Source organism: Streptomyces sp. NBC_00091, assembly GCF_026343185.1.
Classification (GTDB): domain Bacteria; phylum Actinomycetota; class Actinomycetes; order Streptomycetales; family Streptomycetaceae; genus Streptomyces.
The window spans coordinates 284,735-301,754 of sequence record NZ_JAPEMA010000003.1 but is presented as its reverse complement, the minus strand read 5'-3'; the positions used below and the strand labels follow the sequence as shown (position 1 = coordinate 301,754).

The 17,020-nt window shown below is 71.6% G+C and carries 20 protein-coding genes and 1 tRNA gene; 12 read left to right on the top strand and 9 right to left on the bottom strand.

What is annotated here, in order from left to right:
- Window position 1 precedes the first annotated feature (1 nt).
- Genes OOK34_RS32320 through OOK34_RS32310 form a run of 3 tightly spaced genes read left to right on the top strand, consistent with a single transcriptional unit; the run spans window position 2 to window position 2,443 of the window.
- Window positions 2-616 carry a GNAT family N-acetyltransferase gene (locus OOK34_RS32320; RefSeq protein WP_267037705.1) on the top strand — a complete coding sequence of 205 codons (615 nt, stop codon included), beginning with the start codon at window positions 2-4 and terminating at the stop codon, window positions 614-616.
- Complete coding sequence (locus OOK34_RS32315; RefSeq protein ID WP_267037704.1) at window positions 613-1,665, top strand: C45 family peptidase; 1,053 nt, start codon at window positions 613-615, stop codon at window positions 1,663-1,665. Before OOK34_RS32320 ends, OOK34_RS32315 begins: the two co-directional genes overlap by 4 nt.
- 16 nt (window positions 1,666-1,681) lie before the next feature.
- Window positions 1,682-2,443 carry a 4'-phosphopantetheinyl transferase superfamily protein gene (locus tag OOK34_RS32310; RefSeq protein ID WP_267037703.1) on the top strand — a complete coding sequence of 254 codons (762 nt, stop codon included), beginning with the start codon at window positions 1,682-1,684 and terminating at the stop codon, window positions 2,441-2,443.
- Here OOK34_RS32310 and serS read toward each other — a convergent pair.
- From serS to OOK34_RS32280, 6 genes are read right to left on the bottom strand one after another with little or no spacing between them, the layout of a single operon-like run.
- Window positions 2,430-3,719, bottom strand: coding sequence for a serine--tRNA ligase (gene serS / locus OOK34_RS32305; RefSeq protein WP_267037702.1), 1,290 nt, complete (start codon window positions 3,717-3,719; stop codon window positions 2,430-2,432). The genes OOK34_RS32310 and serS overlap by 14 nt on opposite strands.
- Window positions 3,720-3,728: 9 nt before the next feature.
- Window positions 3,729-5,186, bottom strand: a complete 1,458-nt coding sequence (locus OOK34_RS32300; protein ID WP_267037701.1) for an APC family permease — start codon at window positions 5,184-5,186, stop codon at window positions 3,729-3,731.
- A gap of 4 nt (window positions 5,187-5,190) precedes the next feature.
- Window positions 5,191-6,174 (bottom strand): VlmB-like protein, encoded by a 984-nt coding sequence (locus OOK34_RS32295; RefSeq protein WP_267037700.1) that lies wholly within the window; start codon window positions 6,172-6,174, stop codon window positions 5,191-5,193.
- Complete coding sequence (locus tag OOK34_RS32290) at window positions 6,171-6,800, bottom strand: flavin reductase family protein (protein WP_267037699.1); 630 nt, start codon at window positions 6,798-6,800, stop codon at window positions 6,171-6,173. The genes OOK34_RS32295 and OOK34_RS32290 overlap by 4 nt, the downstream gene beginning before the upstream one ends.
- Window positions 6,797-7,333, bottom strand: a complete 537-nt coding sequence (locus OOK34_RS32285; protein ID WP_267037698.1) for a hypothetical protein — start codon at window positions 7,331-7,333, stop codon at window positions 6,797-6,799. The genes OOK34_RS32290 and OOK34_RS32285 overlap by 4 nt, the downstream gene beginning before the upstream one ends.
- Before the next feature lie 59 nt (window positions 7,334-7,392).
- Window positions 7,393-8,532: an acyl-CoA dehydrogenase family protein gene (locus OOK34_RS32280; RefSeq protein WP_267037697.1), complete on the bottom strand. Its 1,140-nt coding sequence runs from the start codon at window positions 8,530-8,532 to the stop codon at window positions 7,393-7,395.
- A gap of 248 nt (window positions 8,533-8,780) precedes the next feature.
- On the opposite strand from OOK34_RS32280, the gene OOK34_RS32275 reads away from it, so the two are divergent.
- The 8 genes from OOK34_RS32275 (at window position 8,781) to OOK34_RS32240 (ending at window position 14,156) form a co-directional block, all read left to right on the top strand.
- Window positions 8,781-9,794 carry a bifunctional lysylphosphatidylglycerol flippase/synthetase MprF gene (locus tag OOK34_RS32275; RefSeq protein ID WP_267037696.1) on the top strand — a complete coding sequence of 338 codons (1,014 nt, stop codon included), beginning with the start codon at window positions 8,781-8,783 and terminating at the stop codon, window positions 9,792-9,794.
- A gap of 11 nt (window positions 9,795-9,805) precedes the next feature.
- Window positions 9,806-9,958 (top strand): hypothetical protein, encoded by a 153-nt coding sequence (locus tag OOK34_RS32270; RefSeq protein WP_267037695.1) that lies wholly within the window; start codon window positions 9,806-9,808, stop codon window positions 9,956-9,958.
- Window positions 9,959-10,024: 66 nt separating this feature from the next.
- Window positions 10,025-10,417, top strand: coding sequence for a WXG100 family type VII secretion target (locus tag OOK34_RS32265; RefSeq protein ID WP_267037694.1), 393 nt, complete (start codon window positions 10,025-10,027; stop codon window positions 10,415-10,417).
- A 23-nt stretch (window positions 10,418-10,440) separates the two neighbouring features.
- Window positions 10,441-10,746 carry a WXG100 family type VII secretion target gene (locus OOK34_RS32260; RefSeq protein WP_267037693.1) on the top strand — a complete coding sequence of 102 codons (306 nt, stop codon included), beginning with the start codon at window positions 10,441-10,443 and terminating at the stop codon, window positions 10,744-10,746.
- Window positions 10,746-12,536, top strand: coding sequence for an RNase A-like domain-containing protein (locus OOK34_RS32255; RefSeq protein WP_267037692.1), 1,791 nt, complete (start codon window positions 10,746-10,748; stop codon window positions 12,534-12,536). Before OOK34_RS32260 ends, OOK34_RS32255 begins: the two co-directional genes overlap by 1 nt.
- A 27-nt stretch (window positions 12,537-12,563) precedes the next feature.
- Window positions 12,564-13,124, top strand: a complete 561-nt coding sequence (locus OOK34_RS32250; RefSeq protein WP_267037691.1) for a hypothetical protein — start codon at window positions 12,564-12,566, stop codon at window positions 13,122-13,124.
- Between the two features lie 59 nt (window positions 13,125-13,183).
- Window positions 13,184-13,483, top strand: coding sequence for an RNase A-like domain-containing protein (locus OOK34_RS32245; RefSeq protein WP_267037690.1), 300 nt, complete (start codon window positions 13,184-13,186; stop codon window positions 13,481-13,483).
- Between the two features lie 13 nt (window positions 13,484-13,496).
- Window positions 13,497-14,156, top strand: coding sequence for a contact-dependent growth inhibition system immunity protein (locus OOK34_RS32240; protein ID WP_267037689.1), 660 nt, complete (start codon window positions 13,497-13,499; stop codon window positions 14,154-14,156).
- 116 nt (window positions 14,157-14,272) lie between these two features.
- Here OOK34_RS32240 and OOK34_RS32235 read toward each other — a convergent pair whose 3' ends face one another.
- The 3 genes from OOK34_RS32235 to OOK34_RS32225 form a co-directional block, all read right to left on the bottom strand.
- The gene (locus OOK34_RS32235; RefSeq protein ID WP_267037688.1) at window positions 14,273-14,920 is read right to left on the bottom strand and encodes a hypothetical protein; all 648 of its coding nucleotides are present in this window, start codon (window positions 14,918-14,920) and stop codon (window positions 14,273-14,275) included.
- Between the two features lie 39 nt (window positions 14,921-14,959).
- A complete protein-coding gene (locus tag OOK34_RS32230) occupies window positions 14,960-16,066 on the bottom strand; it encodes an iron-containing redox enzyme family protein (RefSeq protein WP_267037687.1) in 1,107 nt (368 codons plus the stop codon).
- A gap of 250 nt (window positions 16,067-16,316) precedes the next feature.
- Window positions 16,317-16,401: transfer RNA gene (locus OOK34_RS32225), tRNA-Lys, on the bottom strand.
- Between the two features lie 178 nt (window positions 16,402-16,579).
- Between OOK34_RS32225 and OOK34_RS32220 the strand changes: the two genes are divergently transcribed.
- Window positions 16,580-16,963, top strand: coding sequence for a hypothetical protein (locus tag OOK34_RS32220; RefSeq protein WP_267037686.1), 384 nt, complete (start codon window positions 16,580-16,582; stop codon window positions 16,961-16,963).
- Window positions 16,964-17,020 lie beyond the last annotated feature (57 nt).

The following is a 17,020-nucleotide window of genomic DNA, read 5'->3' as shown; positions in this document are numbered from 1 at the left end:
CATGAGCGCCCTGAGCTGGACCGAGCACACCGCCGCCGTCCTGGAGAACGACCGGGTCCGCCTCACCCCGATCACCGAGGCCGACCGCGAGGGCGTCCGGGCCGTGGCCATGGACCCCGACATCTGGCGCTACTTCGTCGCCGCCGTCGACACCGACGCCGACTTCGAGGCCTTCTTCGACGCCAACCTCGCCGACCACGCCGCCGGTCGCCGCGCCGTCTGGGTCATCACCGACAAGGACAGCGGCCGCATCGCGGGCAGCATGAGCTTCGGCAACATGGCCGAGGCCGACCGGCGCCTGGAGGTCGGCTGGTCCTGGCTCGGCCGCGACTTCCGCGGCCGGGGCGTCAACCACTGGGCGAAGGCCCTGCTGCTGGAGCACGCCTTCGAGGTACTGGGCGCCGAACGCGCCGAGTTCAAGACCGACGTGCTCAACACCCAGGCCCGCCGCGGCCTCGCCAACATCGGCGCCACCGAGGAAGGCACCCTGCGCAGCTTCAACTACATGCCCGGCGGCCGCCGGCGCGACGCCGTCTTCTACAGCATCCTGCGCGCCGAATGGCCCGCCGTCCGCGCGCTCCTCGCGCACGGCCCGAAGAAGGCCGTACCGGCATGAGCGACCCCGGCATCACCCACATACGGGCCTCCGGCACCCCCTACGAGATCGGCCGCGCCCACGGCCGGGCCCTGGCGACGCCCCTGCACGCCTTCCTCGACGACGGCCTGGCCCGCCTGAACCACCTGGTCGACCGGCCTCTGACCCTCCCCGCCCTGCTGCCCTCGATCGCCGCCCACCGGGAGGCGGTCGAGGCGGCCCTGCCCGACCTGGCCGAGGAGGTCGCCGGCCTCGCCGACGGGGCCCGGATCAGCGAGGACGAGGCCTGGCTGCTCCAGCTGCGCCGCGAACTGACCGGCTACTCCAAGGTCCGCGCCGGCGGCGACTGCACCACCTACGCCCGCACCGGCCCGGGCGGCCCGCCCGTCCTCGCCCAGACCGTCGACCTCAGCGGCAACCTCGACACCCACATCGCCGTCCTGGAAACCGCCCGCGCCGGCACCGCCCGGCGCTCCCTCGTGCTCAGCTTCGCCGGGCTCCTCGGCTACCTCGGCGTCAACAGCGACGGCCTCGCCGTCGGACTGAACCTGGTCCTCGGCGGCACCTGGCGCCCGGGCGTCCCCCCGTACCTGGCCATCCGCCACCTCCTGGACACGGCGTCCGGCACCGAGCAGGCCCTGAAGATCCTCGCCGACCTGCCGCTGGCCAGCTCCCGCTCCCTCATGCTCTGCGACCACGAGCGGGTCCTGTACGCGGAACACCTCGACGGCGACCTGCGCGTCACCGAGGCCGCCCCCGGGGAGCTGGCCCACACCAACCACTTCCTCCACCCGGACTTCGCCCCCGCCGACGAGCTGAACGTCTTCGCCCGCAACTCCTCGCTGCGCCGCCTCGCCGCGGCCCGCGAAGGGCTCGCCGCCCTCCCCGGCGACGCGAGTGCCGAAGACCACTTCGCCCTGCTCGCGCGTCCCCCCGTACGCGTCCCCGACCGGGGTGACATCCGTGCCGAACGCACGGTCGCCGCGGCCGTGGTGTTCCCGGCGGCCGGGCGGCTCCACCTCCGGCCGGGCGACCCCGCGCGCTCCCGCACGCAGGTGTTCGCCCTGTAGCCAAGGAAGGACCACGATGGACGCATGGCTGGTCGATCTCGACCAGGTCGCTCCCACCGACATCAGCGCGCACTATCCCGAGGGCCTCACCGAGGAGGAACTGCGGCGCGGCGCCGAGTTCGTCCACGCGCGTGCGGCCCACCGCTTCTACCGTGCCCGGCTCACCGTCCGCCGCCTGCTGGCCGAACGCCTCGGCCTCGACGCGCACGACCTGCGCATCCACTACGACCCGGCCGGCAAGCCCTACCTGCCCGACCAGCCCGGCACCCACGTCAGCTGGTCCCGCTCCGACGGGCTGCTGCTGCTCGGCGCCACCGAGACCGGACCCATCGGCGTGGACGTGGAACTGGTCCGCCCGGCCACCACCAGCCTGGACGTGCTCACCTTCGTCTACCCCGGGGTCCCCGACGGGGTGGGCCCCGAGACCTTCTTCCACGCCTGGACCCTGCTCGAGGCCGCCGTCAAGGCCACCGGCCGCGGCCTCACCGACGGGGCCAGGGAGGTCGACCTCGCCTTCGGCCAGGACGGCTCCGTCACCCTGCGCGGGATCGCCGGGCACGGCGCCCTGCCCTGGCACGGCCACACCGCGCTCCAGCCCACCCGGCAGGACTCCCCGTGGGCGATGACCGCCTTCGTCTCCCGGGAGCTCCCCCCGGTCACCGTCCTGACCTGGCCGGACCCGGACCAGGCCCGTGACCTCGTACGGGCACGGGCACGGGCGCTGGCCAGGGCGCAGGCGCAGGCGCAGGTACGGGCCGCCGGGCTCATGGCGCGCTGACCACCGGCGAACCGTCGGGGGCGATCGCCGAGAAACCCGTGTACGGGGCCAGCGCGGGCGGCACGGCCACCGAGCCGTCCGCGCGCTGGTACTGCTCCAGGATCGCGACGAGCGTACGGCCCACCGGCAGCGCCGAACCGTTGAGCGTCGCGGCGAACGCCTTGCGCCCGTCCCGGTCCCGGACTTTGATGCCGGCGCGGCGGCCCTGGAAGTCCCCGCAGTCGGAGCAGGAGGAGATCTCCCGGTAGGTGCCCTGGCCCGGCAGCCACACCTCGATGTCGTAGGTGCGCCGGGCGGCGAACCCGAGGTCCCCCGCCCGCAGTTCCACGACCCGGTGCGCCAGCCCCAGCCGCCGCAGCGCCGTCTCCGCGTGCCCGGTCAGCAGCTCCAGCTCCTCGGCGGACCGCTCCGGGCGGCAGACGCGCACCAGCTCGACCTTCTCGAACTGGTGCAGCCGCACCAGCCCCCGCGTGTCCCGGCCGTACGAGCCGGCCTCCGCCCGGTAGCAGGGCGTGCACGCGGTCAGGGCCAGCGGCAGCTCGCCCTCCTGGAGGGTCTCCCCCCGGTAGAGGTTGACCAGCGGCACCTCGGCCGTCGGGATCAGCAGCAGGTCCCGGTCGGCGGCGTTCGTCAGGAACAGGTCGTCCTCGAACTTCGGCAGCTGCCCGGTGCCCGTCATCGTCTCCCGGCTCACGAGGTGCGGGACCCCGTGCTCGGTGTACCCGTGCTCGGTGGTGTGCAGGTCCAGCAGGAACGCCGCCAGCGCCCGCTCCAGCCGGGCCCCGGCCCCCCGGGTCACGGCGAACCGGGAGCCCGACAGCCTGGCGGCGCGCACCTGGTCCAGGATCCCCAGGCGGGTCCCGATGTCCACGTGGTCGCGCGGGGTGAACTCGAAGCCCGGCACCTCCCCCCAGACCCGGCGCACCACCGGCGGGTCCTGCTCGGTCCCGTCGGGGACGTCCGGGTAGGGCCGGTTCGGCACGGCCAGCAGCAGCGCGCCGAGCGCTTCCTCCGCCTGCCTCAGTTCCTCGGACACCGAGCGCAGGCGTTCCTTGGCCTCCTGCATCCGGGCCCGCGCCGCCTCGTCCGGCCGACGGTGCCCCCCGTTGGCGCTTCGGGCGGAGCGGTTCTGCTCGGCCCGCAGTTTGTCCCGCTCGGCGATGAGCCGGGCGCGCTGTTCGGTCAGGTCGCGCAGGGCGGCCCGGTCCAGGACGTGTCCGCGGCGGGCCAGATCGGCCTCCGCCTCCTCCTGGAGCAGGCTGTGCGGGTCGTGCATGACGGCTCCTCAGTCCTCGTCGGTGACGTGCGCGGTGGCGATGGCCCGGTACCGCCCCGGCGAGCGGGACCGCAGCCACCAGGCGTAGCCGAGCCCGCCGAGGGCGGCGCCGACCATCAGCCACGGGATCCGGTTCACCCACGCGGAGGTGGTCCCGGTGACCAGGGCGAAGTTGTCCAGCAGCAGCCAGAGCGCGCCCACCAGCCCGGCCAGGGCCAGTACGGGCGCGAGCCGGGTCCGCCACCAGTGCGCCTCGGGGTGCCGGCGGAAGAAGACCAGCACCGCCACGGCCACCGCCGCCTGGAGGGCGACGATCCCGACCGTGCCCAGCGCCAGCATCGTGGTGGCCAGGTTGGTGTACGGATGCGCCCCCGCGAGCGCGAACAGGGCGCACACGGCGGCCGTTGCCACCGACAGCACCACGCTCGCCCGGTGCGGGGAGGCGTGCCGGGGGTGCACCCGGGCCAGCGAGCCCGGCAGGACCCGCTCCCGGCCCAGGACGAACAGGTACCGGTCCGCGGCGGTGTGCAGCCCGAGCAGCGCCCCGAACAGGCTGGTGCACAGCAGCACCTGCATCACGCTCGTCGCGAAGCCGCCCAGGTAGCTGTCCGACAGGTGGAAGAACAGGTCGCCCAGTTCCTCGCCGGCGGTGTCGGCGACCCGGTCCGGGCCGATCGCCCCGACCGCCGCCCAGCTGATCACCGCGAAGAACACGGTGATGAGCACCACGGAGGTGTAGGTGGCGACGGGCACGCTGCGGCGCGGGTCGCGGCTCTCCTCGCCGTACAGCGCGGCCGCCTCGAAGCCCACGTACGAGATCAGCGCGAACATCAGCGCCACCCCGAGCCCCGGGGTCAGTACCGTCTCCGGCCGGAAGGCGGCGGCGGGCAGGGTGTCCGCCCCGTGCCGCACGCCGATGGCCAGTGCCAGCAGACCCAGCACCGCCACCTCGGCGACCATCAGCACCGCCAGCAGCCGGGCGCTCAGGTCGATCCGCCGGTAGCCCATGACCGCCGTCAGGGCCAGCGCCCCGCCCGTCCACACCGTCCAGGGGACCGGCAGGCCGTGGGCGGTGGAGACGAGTTCGGCGAAGTACCCGAAGGCGCCGGCCACGCCCGCGACCGCCGCCGTGTAGGCGACGACGGCCGTCAGCCCGCCCGCGACGGCGAGCGGCCGCCCCAGACCCTGCCCGATGTACGTGTAGAAGCCGCCCGCGCCCACCACGTGCCGGCTCATCGCCGCGTACCCGACGGAGAAGCACAGCAGGATCAGCCCGGCCAGGGCGAAGGTGGCGGGCACCCCGGCGCCGTTGCCGATGGCGTAGGCGAGGGGCACCGAGCCCACCACCCCGGACATCGGGGCCGCCGCGGCGACCACCAGGAAGACGATCCGGGGGGTGGTCAGGGTCCGGCGCAGCCCGCCGCCCTGCGCCGCCCCGGTGTCGTTACGGACCAGGGTGGACGTCACCGGATCACCTCGGGTGGTTGCGGATGATGTCGACGGCCTCCGGGATGCCCATGTACGGCAGCCGCACCTCGGCCATGTCGTCGGTCCACTGCTCGGCGAGGTCGTAGCGCTGCTTGGGCGTGGTCTCCAGCAGCTTGCAGCCGGGGAACACCTCGTAGCCCTCCAGCAGTCCGGCGTGCGCGAACATGCCCTGCTGGAACAGCTCCTCGCGCTCCAGCACGAACTCCTCCGAGGGCAGCTCGTCCCACAGCTGCCGGCCGCGCCGGATCAGCTCGATCAGCCGCGGCCGGTACGAGGGATTGAGCGCCAGGTGCTCGCGGACGATGGAGCTGCCCACGGTGAGGTGGCGGATCTCGTCGATGGACGCCCCGCGCGCGATCTCCGCGGCGGCCGGGTCCAGCAGGGTCCACTTGCGCTCGCTCAGCTCGGCGGCGGGCGCCAGCACCCCCTCGATGACGATGGTGAACACCGCGACCGCGCCGATGAAGTCGCCCTCGTCGCGCACCACGGTGGTGGCGAACTCGGCGATCGGATTGAGCACCCGCCGGGTGTAGTCGGCGCCCTGCTCCTTGATGAAGCCCAGCAGCCCCGCCTCGGGCACCCCGAGGTCCACCAGGTGCTTGCGGAAGATCATCGCGTGCCGGGCCTCGTCGACCACCTGGGTGGTGAAGAACTCCTGCTCGACGACCCCGGGCGCGCCGATCACGTAATGGGAGAGCACCTCCACCGCGCGGGACTCGGCCAGCGAGCGGTTGCCCAGCTCCAGGACGAGCGCCTGCCGCAGCGGCCCCTCCTCCCGCATGTGCGCGGGGGTGGCGGCGGCGTGCCCGGCCTCGGCCCGGCCGCGCAGGGTCCCCTGCGCGACGGCCGACAGCCAGTACCCCAGGTCGCACTCCTCGGCGGTCAGGGTCATCTCCTGGGCGCCGTCGAGGAGGTTGGGCGCACGGTCCCAGTCGGCCTCGACGGGGATCTGCGAAGCGGTGGTCATGACACAACCTCACTGGGAGAAGCGGAAGCGGGAACCGAGACGGAGGCGGACGCGGGAACGGAGACGGAGGCGGAGGCGGCGGGGGTGACGCAGGCGCTGTGCATCCGGCCGGCGAAGCTGAGCATCGGGGAGTCGACCGTGTGGCTGCCGCCCGTGACCTCGGCGAGGAGCATGTCGTGGTCCCCGACCTGGTGCCAGCCCAGCACCCGGCAGGCCATGTGGGCGAGGCTCCCGCCGATCAGCGGGGCCCCGGTGAGCGGGTCGGTGGACCAGTCGAAGCCCTCGAACTGGGCGTCGCCCAGCGGCCGCGAGGGATTGGCGAAGCGCCGGGCCACGTCCTGCTGCGCGGAGCCGAGCACGTTCACCGAGAACCTGCCCGCCCGGCGGACCATCGCCGCGAAGGTCGAGGTGGGCCGCAGGCACGCGCCCAGGACCAGCGGGTCCCGGGACAGGGTGACCACGGCGCTGGCGGTGGTGCCGTGCCGGACGCCGTCGCGGCTGACGGTCAGCACCGTCACGCTCGACGCCAGCCGGCGCAGCGCGAGCCGGGCCGCCTCCGGGTCCTCGTAGCCCTCGGCCGGCACCGAGGCGCTGCGGTCCGTCAGCCAGGCCGGGTAGCGGCTCACCGGTTCGCTCCGACGGCCGGGGCCGCGCCGGTGGCGGCGATGGTCGCCGGGTGTTCCCCGTACGGCAGCGGGACCGGGCCGTCGGTGGCCGAGCGGCGCTTCAGCATCGCCGTCACCTGCTCGACCAGCGGGGTGGACTCCGGCTCGAAGGGCAGACCGAAGGGCTTGAGGAAGTTCCCGAAGACACCCCGGTCGCCGAAGACGTGGAACGGCAGCGCCAGCAGCGCCCATTCGGGCCCGATCAGCCACATCCACAGCAGACCCACGGCGGCCACGCTCAGCAGGCTGTGCATCGAGTTGTACAGGACGTAGTACGCCTTGTGGATCTGCTTGGTGGCGCTGCGCCGGTAGGCGATCGCGCCCGGGATGTAGCCGAGCAGGTCGATGTAGAGGAACAGGCCGATCGCCGCGAACCAGTTGATGTCCGTGAAGTGCCACAGGATGAACCCGATCGTCACGGCGAACGCGACCAGGTACTCCAGGCGGTGCAGGTTGAAGGTGACCGGCGATTCCACCGGGTTCTTGATGTCCATGAGGGTCGTCCTTCCGACGGGCAGGCGGGCGCGCGGGCCGGGCTGCGGATGACGCTGGGTCAGGACAGCCGCAGGGGACTGCCGGCGAAGTAGTCGGCCAGCTCCGCGGCGACGCTCGCGCGCGACGGCGGGTGGAAGGCCAGGGCGCGCACCGCGGAGGACAGGTACGCCACGTCGGCGGAGCGGATGAAGGCCATCCCGCCGAGCATCTCCACGGCCTGGTCGACGGTCTGGGCCAGCAGGTCCTGGGTCGCGTAGCGGGCGGTGAGCACCGCCGCGACCGCCTCGTCGCCCTCGGTGCCGTCCTCCAGGGACCGGGCCGCGCCCTCCACCAGGGACACCGCCGCCTCCAGGCGGACCGCCAGCTGCGCGCGTTCCGCCGCGCTGCCGCGGCCGCCCTCCAGCACCTGGGCGACCAGCGCGGAAGCGGCGCCCACGTACGAGGAGGTGGCGAGCAGTTCGAACCAGGTGAACCCGGCCGTCTGGAGGTCGTCGAGCCGTTCGGCGTCCTCGGGGGTGCTGTGGATGACCAGCTCCTCGGGAACCTCCACGTCGGTCAGCAGCACCTCGTCGCTCTGCGACGCGGCCAGGATCGGAGTGGCCCAGAAGGGCCGGGTCCCGATCCCGGGGGAGGAGGCGGGGATCAGCATCAGCGCCAGCGAGGTGCGCCCGTCGTCGTGCGCCACCATCACACTGGCCGTCAGCACGTCCATCGAACGGGAGAGGCTGCACGGCTTCTTCGAGCCGTTGACCCGGTAGCCGCCCGGGGTGCGGTCGGCGATCACCGCCGGCGCCAGGATGTTCTGGTCGGTACGCCCCTCCGCCCAGCCGGACGCCAGCAGCAGCCCGTCGGAGGCCACCGCCGACATCAGCTTCAGCTGGGCCGGGGTGAGCCGGTCCGCGACCTCCGCCAGCCGGAACAGCATCGCCACCGTGAAGTGGTGCATCACCGTGGCCACGCCCAGCGAGGGCGAGGCGGCGGCGATCGCCCGCTGCACCCGCACCGCCTCGAGCGCGGAGGCGGCCGCGCCGCCGTACGCGGCCGGCACGAGCAGCCCGGGACCGCCGTGCTTGCGGTACAGCTCCAGAACCGGGCTGTCCGCGCCCTCCCGGGCCATGAGCGGCAGCTCTTCGAGTGCGTCGAGAAGGCCTGCGTGGAATTGCTCGCAGATCCCGCGCGCTGTCGTCAGGGAACGCATCGCCGTGTTCTCCTCGGGCTGTCTCGGAATTCTCCTCCGAACCGTCGGGGATTCCCCGTGATCCGAAAGTCAATATGCGCTGAGAAGTCTTTCACTCACCGTCTGACTGAGGCCTGACGCCCTTCTGACCAGCGTTTTCAACTGACCCGTCCCTGACCGGCGGCTGACCGGGGGGCGGTGTGGGGGTTGTGACGGGACGCTCCGCGTGCCATAAGTGAGGCAGTTGTCGGCGCGAGAATGGATCTGAAATGACCGGAACAATTCTGGAGTCGGATGTCGCGCTCGACGCCATCCGGCAGTATGCGGACGCCGGAAATCCGAGCGCGTATTTCGCCTTCAGCGACGGGAACAGCTACTTTCGGCTGCCGGACGTGCCCGGGGTGATCGTGTACCGGCCGGTGGGCCGCTACCTGGTCCAGTTCGGCGGCCCCTTCGCCCCCTTCGCCCCCGCCGGGCCGGACGGCCCCCGGGCGCGGCTGCTGGCGGGCTTCACCGCCTTCGCCGCCGAGGAGGGCCGCGAGATCGTGTCCGTACAGCTCCAGGGCGCGGACGCCGACGTCTACGTCGCCCAGGGCTTCACCGTGAACCAGATGGGCGCCTCGTACGCCGTCGACCTGGAGGCCTTCACCCTGGCCGGCACCAAGTTCATGCAGCTGCGCAACAAGATCTCCCGCGCCCTGCGCAGCGGCCTGGAGATCAAGGAGGTCCCGTACGAGGACCACGCGCACCAGATCGCGGAGCTCGACACGGCCTGGCTCGCCACCAAGGGCGAAGGGGTCAAGCCCCTCGAATTCCTCGTCGGCCAGACCGGCGGCCGCTACCAGCACCTGCGCCGCCTCTTCGCCGCCGTCCGCGACGGGCAGCTGATCGGCTACGTCTCCTACGCCCCGGTCTACGGCCCGCAGGCGGGCTGGATGCACGACCTGAGCCGCCGGCAGCCCGACTCGCCGCCCGGGGTGATGGAGGCCCTCAACAAGGCCGCGATCGACGTGTTCACGGCCGAGGGCACCCGCTGGCTGCACTTCGGCTTCACCCCCTTCACCTCGCTGACGGCCCCCCAGTTCCCGGGCCACAGCCTGGGCTTCCACTGGTTCATGGAGCACCTGTGGGAGCACGGCGCGCACATCTACCCGGCGCGCACGCAGCTCGAGTACAAGCAGAAGTGGGCGCCCTCCGCCGTCCTGCCCGAGTACATCGCCTTCCAGCACGGCGCGAGCCTGCCGGCGCTGGTCCACGTCTTCCGCGCCTGCAACGCGGTCTGAGAGGAAGCCACATGATGTCCGAGGAGATCCACACCCAGGGCCTGCTGGTCGTGGACCGCTTCCAGGCCTGCGCGGCCGCCCCCGACGACCTGGAGGCCGCCCGCCTCTGCGACGCAGCCCTGGCCCGCCTGGACGAACTGCTCCGGGCGGCCGGGGAGTCCTGAGGTGTTAGTAAAATGATCATTTCCGCATAGCGGAACACCTGTGCGCAGAGCATGACGGGGGCACGAATGCAGGACGCTGATTTCAAGGCCTCGGAGGACGGCCTCACCAGGCTCGCTGACGATCTCGATGAGATGCAGGGCCATCTGGAGCGGCAGATCCGCGATATGGACAGGGTGGTCGACAGCATCGCGGCAGGTTGGCAAGGGCCCACGGCCACGGCGTACCGCGCTCTGCACCGGGGAGCCGCCGAGGACGCCGTGCGGATCCGGCAGGTCCTCTCCCTCCTCGAAGAAGCCACCCGGGCCTCCCGTGACGGCTTCACGGCCCAGGAGCTGGAGATCCTGGCCGCGTTCAAGCGCGTGCAGAGCCGGGAGGACGTGTCCGAGGCCGCGGAGGCGTTGACCGTACCGGATCAGGCAGCGGCCGCAGGCCCGCAGAGCCGCCTCCAGGACATCTGAGAGCGCAGGGGAGCAGCACCACCATGTCGGACGACGACCGGATAACCGTCGATTTCGCCACCCTGCAGCGCCTTTCGGGTGACCTGGAGGAGAACCTCCGCCTCCTCAACGAGAAGCTGGACGTGCTGTACGAGCAGGCCAAGAAGGCCGTTCTGAGCTGGGATGGCGAGGCCCGGGAGGCCTTCATCGACGAGCTGGACAAATGGGACCGCTCGGCCCAGGACCTCAAAGCCGCGCAGGCCTGGCTCCACGAGGTCGTGGTCAAGGGGCACCTCAACTACGCCGCGGCGAACAAGTCCGTGCTCCAGGGCTGGGGAGGCGGCGCCTGATGGCCGGACCCACCCCGGGTCCGCCGCCCGCAGGCAGCGGCACCATCGACGTCAAGCCGTCGGACCTGTGGACCGTCTCCGGCCGGGTCGCCGGGCAGCAGGACGCCCAAATGCGCGGTGCGAACAAGCTCCTGCAGGAGCTGCAGAAGTACCCGGACGCCGGCGGGGCGGGCACTGACGCCCAGGCATTCGCGCAGGCGTACAAGAAGATCGGCAACCGGTGGCTGGAGGTGTGGGGCAAGAGCGTGCTCAGCGTCGGCGGCGTCGCCGTCGGCTTCACGGAGACCGCCAACGCCTACACCAAGGCCGATGCGGCTGCCCACCCCAAGCCCGGACAGGCCCCGGAGCAGCGCCCCCTGCCCACGGTCATCGACAAACAGCCCGTCTTCGACAGCGTCCCTGACATCAAGTGGGGCGACGACGACGGCGGTGACGACCTGATCCGCAGCGCGATGGAGGGCATACCGGAGATCGTCCGGGACATCCTGCAACCCGTCGCGAAGCACGTCTTCCGTGTCGGCAAGGTGGCGGACGTACACCCGTTCCCGCAGCAGCAGTACCTCAACTCGCACTGCCACAGCTGGATGGAAGCGTCGGCGTGCGCGACCACCGTGGCGGACAGCCTGACCATGGTCCTCAGCCCCATCACCAACCACCAGCAGGCCGACTGGGAAGCCGCCATGCGGACGTTCTGCAGCGCACTGTGGGGCGGCACGGCATGGGGGAAGTCCCGGCACGGCTACCAGTGGGCGCAGACGGCCAACTCCGGCCCGGGCACGCCCCGCGTTCCTACCGCCAGCGAGCCGGTGATGACCGTGCTGAAGGACACGGCGATCAAGATCAGCGACTGCCTGCGCGAGTATGCGGAGGCCGCCGTCGAGCTGAACCACGACGTCTTCGAAGAACTCAAGAGGGCCATGAAGCAGGCCGCCATGAGCATCCTCGACGACTTGGAGAAGGCCAAGGAGAAGCCCAGCCTCAAGAACATCGTCGGCGCGGTCACCAGCGTGGCCAGCGGGGCCGGCGGGGCCGCCGGGTTCCTGCTGAAGTTCGACGTCAACACGGTCCTGAACCTGGACAAGGCCAAGCTCAACCGGATCGTGGACAAGTACACCGGCATTGTCGACGGCCTCACCACGCGCATGGACGCCCTCAAAGCGCCCCTGGACGAAGCACACATGAGCGCCCCGAAGTTCCAGGCCGGCGTCGCCCGCGCGCACGGATTCGGTGCCCGCTCCCTGGAGGACTTCAAGAGCACCTCGCAGACCTGGCTGAAGATCGACTCGGCCACCGGCAAGTACACGCTGGACCTGGCCGCCAACGAGTACATGGCGGACGGCCACACGCTGGACAAGCACGTCGGCAAGACGGACGAGCAGCTGGCGCAGCGCCTGCGCGACCAGCAGTCGAACGGCCCGACCACGGCCTGGCCGTACGGCAAGCCGATGCCAAGCGGCTCTTCGGCCTTCCCGAACTATCAGCGGGCGGAGGAGTTGACCGAGTACAACCTGAACCAGAACACGGCCGCCATCGAGGCGTGGATCAAGGGTCCACCGCCGCCGGGTGAGAAAGATGTCAAGGACTTCCATTCGACCGCGCCGAACGGCGAGACCAGCGGCCGCAGCGTGAGCAAGCAGCCTGTGGACCCGAACGACCCGCTGTCCGGATACAAGCAGGGCGGCATCAACGCTAAGGCCTTTGACGTGACCGGCATCGACACGCGGATCCGGTACGACAGCGGCCGCACCCCGCCGTTCACCGTCATGACGTCGATGCCCTCCAAGTCCTAGCGCTCCGCCAAGAAAGGCCAGCACCACATGTCCGTCGACCAGACGTCCTGGGAAGCCGCGGTACGCCACCTCTACGAGGACGCGTACCCGTACGACGCCACGGGTCCGCGCCGCCACGAGGACTGGGTCCTCGACGTCCTCGCGCTGATGGCCCGGGTCCCGGACCCGCGGGGCTGGACCGGTCTCGACGACGCGGCGCAGAACCCGGAGCGTGAGGGGTTCCCCACGTACCCGTTCGCCGTCCACCCTCCGGAGTACATCGCGCCGCGTCTCCGCGAGATCGACCGGGCCAGCGCCGAGAACCTGCTGCTGGCCCTCACGGACGACTGCTGCACCCTGTCCAACCTGAAGCGCTTCGCGGAGAGCGAGGAGGAATTGCGGGCGATGGCACGCACGATCCTCGCGCGGTATGGGGACGAGGCCACGTATCACACCAACGTCAGCAGACCCGGCCCGGTGCCCGGCACACTCGACTTCACGACGTCGCACTGGGGGTACAACCCGCTGAGCGTCTACTCGGAGGACTACGGCCTGATCGTCGTCTCGGACGCCGAGGTCGGCATGTTCTGGAACTTCTCCGACTACTGATCCAGCTGCCGATCCGTACGAGTGCAGCTCCTGAACAGGTGCTTTGAGAGGATGCCCCCATGCTGACCCGATCCGCCACGTACCCCGACCGGGAGACCGCCCAGTGGGCCACCCAGCAGGTGGTGACCGCCAACGAGCAGGTCATCCACCGCTGGCTCGCCCAGGGCACGCGGGCCCGCCTCACCATCGAGGCCGCCTGGCCGTCCCGTGAGGAGCCCGTCGGCCGGGTGCAGCTGGAGGCGATGCTGCTCGCCGGACAGGAGCCCGTCGAGGTCCGCGCCGCCCGTGTCGTGCTGCGGCGCGAGCCTGCGCGCCCGTACGGATTCGTCGTCCAGACCACCGTCCCGTTCTTCCTGTAGAGGCAGCCCGACCGTGTCCATGAAGCCCCTCGAGCACGACCGGCGCTACGGCGAGCTCGACCAGGTGCTGCGCGCCTACCTCGGCCAGCCCGCCGATGACACAGCGGACGAGCGCAGCCGTGCGCTGGACGCCTACCTGCGCCACACCTGGCACACCCGGCCCTGGGCCATCGCGGAGGCGGAGCGCCAGCTGCGCGAGTACGGCCGCAACCCCCCGGGGCGCCTGCGGATCGACCTCGGCGAGTTCTACGCCGTCCCCGACATCGGAATGCCAGAGTCCGCGATCGGTGACTGGCTCCTGCTGCTCGCCGACCACCTCAAGCAGAGCATCGAGGACGGCGAGGTGCCGCCGCCGGCAACCCCGCAGACCCACTGGGAATGGCACGCACGGTTCCCGGAGACCTCGCAGCTGCTGGGCGGCTGGTTCTCGCAGGACATCGTCGACGAGTTTCCCGGCCACGAGGCGGCAGTAGCGGACTACGCCGCCACCACCGACCCCCAGCTCGTCGCCCGCCTCGTCGGCGAGCTCCACGAACTGCTCGCCCTCCCGCTGGACGAAGGGGACTACGCTCTGGCCGCCGCCGAACTCGGCATGGAGGTCGCCCCACCGGAGCCGTTCTCCTACGGCGCGTGGTTCCAATCGGTGGCGACGACCCTGACGAGCGCCTACTGAGGCTTTCAAGGTGGGGTCGTTGGGTCTGAGCGCGACGCTGTACCGGAGGACGACGGAAGGGGGCGGTGGGGATGACTCCCCACCGCCCCCTTCCCGCGTGCCCCCCGGCCCGTACCTCAGCGCAGCGCCGGGCGGGTGCGCAGCAGGGTGCCCGCCGGGCCGCGGACCAGCATCGGGCGGTGGCGCAGGGCCGGTTCGGGGCCGGCGGGACGGGACACGTGGGCGACCAGGAGGTCCTGGGCCACCGGGCCGTCGGGGCCGGCCCGCAGCTCGTGGCGGTCGTGCGTGACCGTCCGCCGGTCGAACAGCAGCCCCTGCCCCGGGGCGGGCGCCGCCTCCAGCAGGGGCGCGGCCCGGCCGGGGCCGAACAGCCGGGACCGGGCCGTCCCGGCCCCGGTCTGCCCGACCACCGCCACGAGGGCGAACTCGCAGGCCCCCGCGCCCGGCCCGGGCAGCCGCACCGGGACCGTCGCCCCGGGGGGCGCCTCGGTCCGGACCCGGTGCAGCTCGATCAGCCAGTCCGCGTGGACGTCCAGCCACGGCCCGCCGAGGGTGCGCCGCAGCAGCGCCGCGAGCCCCGACTCGAGCCGCCGGTCGGCCCCGTCGTAGGGGACGTCGGGGGGGACGTCGTACGAGGGGACGGGCAGGAAGAGCCAGTCGTCGTCCGCCGTCCAGGACATCCGCAGCCGCACCACGCGGTGCGCGGACTCCCGGAAACCGGCCGCGACCGCCCCGGGGACGGGGCCCAGCCCGACGAGTGCCACACCGTGTTCACGCAGCCCGTGCTCCCGCGGGGACACGGCTCAGCCCGCGGCGACGGGGGTGCGCTCGGCGGCCATGTCGCCGGCGCCGGGCCGCGCCAGGTCGAGGCGCTCGTCGAGGTGGCGGGCGGAGGAGTTGGCGCGCCACAGCGCGCCGCGGGCGATGCCCCGGCGCATGTAGGCGGTGTCGGCGCTCGGGATGACCACGTTGTGGAACCAGCCCGCCGCGTGCTGGGAGTCGATGGTGATGTGCAGCCGGTGGTAGGTGATCCCGACCTCGGGCAGGCCCAGGCGCTCCCAGGCCCGTACGACGTTGCGGAACCGGTCCGGCGCCAGCCACTCGGTCATCCCGAGGAAGCCGACCGCCTCCGGGTACAGGTGCCGGTAGCGGCACAGCAGCACCGCGAGGTTCCCGGAGTGCAGGTCGGTGGTGGTCATGGCGGCCTCGAGGTCCTCGGCGCGGACGTCGAAGACCTCGTAGATCTTGTTGAAGAGGTGGGTGTGCACGGCCTCGGGGTCGCCGTTGCCCATCTCGTCCCAGTAGTTGGCGGCGATCTCCATCTTGCTGGCGCCCGCCGTGCCGATCTGCATCATCGCGAGGAAGTCGTCGAAGCGGCCGTCGATCAGCGACTCCTGGATGACGTACGTGCGCAGGTCCTCGCTCTGCGCCTCGCGGTTGATGAAGTCGGTGTAGTAGGGGTGCTTGAAGGCCCGGTGCTTGCGGACGAGCCCCTTGAGCCAGGACAGGAACTGCTTGGGCTCGGTCGGAGCCGACTCCAGCAGGCCGGGCTCCAGGTGGGCGTCCTCGGCCTGGAGGGTGGCGTTCTCCAGCAGCCGGGTGACCTCGTGCAGCAGCACCGAGCCCTCGGCGGTGGGCCGGTCGGGTATCTGCATCACCGTCTGGTAGACGCGCGACAGCAGGAGCTGCTGGTGGTAGTGGGCGTCGTCGCGGTCGGGGCCGGCGACGGCGCGCGCGTTCATGTCGGTGACGGCCTCGACGATGCGCGGCCGCTCGCCCAGGAACTTGGCGTCGATCTCGTCGGCGTCCACGGTCAGCCAGGACGAGACCTCGTCCACGAGCGCGGCGGCGTCGGTCCTGCGGATCGTGGGCACGTTGGGGTGGTCGCTGGTGGGCAACTGCGTCTCCATGTCTCTCGGGGTCCCTCGGGAAGACGACGCCGTGTTCGGGGTCGCGCCGGGTTGAGGAAGAGGAAGGACATACGTTTCCGTCGCGCGAACCCGTGGGCGGACGGGCGTGATGCGGTCGCTCCGCGAGTCCGGGGACGAGATGGGCGCCGGAGGGGGCCCGCCCTGTCGAGGGTGTTCAGGGCCCCTCATGCCAAAGCACGCGCATCCCTTGTCGTCGGATCGGGATGCGCGTGCCTGGGATGAGCACCTGCGGAGAGGGCAGGATTCGAACCTGCGTGGGCAGAGCCCGTCCGGCGAAGAGCCGGACCCCATTCGGCCGCTTTGGGTACCTCTCCAACGGCCTTTCTCTGCCATCAGCTTGGCACGGGGCGGCTGACACGCTGCTGATGGATTTCTGAGACGGTAATTCCGCGATCGGTCAGGGTCCCATCAGCGGCCGCTGGGATAGTGAAGGACGATCGAACTTCTTCACACGCACGCACTTCACCACATCAGGTACACAGGGGAGTTCCCGTGAGCGCCGAGACCGCCAAAATCTCCGTTTCCCGTCTCTACAACGACGAGAACGGCGAATCGCATTTCATCGACGAGACGCTGGAGGTGACGGCGGTCAATTTCGCACCGCCCGCGCCGGCGCTCTTCGTCTCCGAGGGCGTGCCGGCCAAGCAGGCCGTCTACCTCTTCCTCCCGGCCGGGTGGGTCGGCGACTTCCACCCGGCCCCGCGCCGCCAGATCATGACGCTGGTCAGCGGCAAGATGGAGTGCGGGGTCAGCGACGGCACCTGGCGCACCTTCGTGCCCGGCAACACCCAGCTGGTCGAGGACACCCAGGGCAAGGGCCACGCCACCAAGGCCCTGGAGGACTGCGTGATGATCGTCTCCCAGCTCGCGGACTGACGCCCCCCCGCACAGGAAAGAAGGGGCACGGGCCGGAATTCCGGCCCGTGCCCCTTC

Coding starts and splice junctions, on each gene's coding strand:
- OOK34_RS32275 (WP_267037696.1), top strand. CDS start 8,781: ATGACCGGAACAATTCTGGAGTCGGATGTCGCGCTCGACGCCATCCGG.
- OOK34_RS32270 (WP_267037695.1), top strand. CDS start 9,806: ATGATGTCCGAGGAGATCCACACCCAGGGCCTGCTGGTCGTGGACCGC.
- OOK34_RS32265 (WP_267037694.1), top strand. CDS start 10,025: ATGCAGGACGCTGATTTCAAGGCCTCGGAGGACGGCCTCACCAGGCTC.
- OOK34_RS32250 (WP_267037691.1), top strand. CDS start 12,564: ATGTCCGTCGACCAGACGTCCTGGGAAGCCGCGGTACGCCACCTCTAC.
- OOK34_RS32230 (WP_267037687.1), bottom strand. CDS start 16,066: ATGGAGACGCAGTTGCCCACCAGCGACCACCCCAACGTGCCCACGATC.
- OOK34_RS32280 (WP_267037697.1), bottom strand. CDS start 8,532: ATGCGTTCCCTGACGACAGCGCGCGGGATCTGCGAGCAATTCCACGCA.
- OOK34_RS32315 (WP_267037704.1), top strand. CDS start 613: ATGAGCGACCCCGGCATCACCCACATACGGGCCTCCGGCACCCCCTAC.
- OOK34_RS32295 (WP_267037700.1), bottom strand. CDS start 6,174: ATGACCACCGCTTCGCAGATCCCCGTCGAGGCCGACTGGGACCGTGCG.
- OOK34_RS32320 (WP_267037705.1), top strand. CDS start 2: ATGAGCGCCCTGAGCTGGACCGAGCACACCGCCGCCGTCCTGGAGAAC.
- OOK34_RS32285 (WP_267037698.1), bottom strand. CDS start 7,333: ATGGACATCAAGAACCCGGTGGAATCGCCGGTCACCTTCAACCTGCAC.
- serS (WP_267037702.1), bottom strand. CDS start 3,719: ATGCACGACCCGCACAGCCTGCTCCAGGAGGAGGCGGAGGCCGATCTG.
- OOK34_RS32255 (WP_267037692.1), top strand. CDS start 10,746: ATGGCCGGACCCACCCCGGGTCCGCCGCCCGCAGGCAGCGGCACCATC.
- OOK34_RS32310 (WP_267037703.1), top strand. CDS start 1,682: ATGGACGCATGGCTGGTCGATCTCGACCAGGTCGCTCCCACCGACATC.
- OOK34_RS32245 (WP_267037690.1), top strand. CDS start 13,184: ATGCTGACCCGATCCGCCACGTACCCCGACCGGGAGACCGCCCAGTGG.
- OOK34_RS32260 (WP_267037693.1), top strand. CDS start 10,441: ATGTCGGACGACGACCGGATAACCGTCGATTTCGCCACCCTGCAGCGC.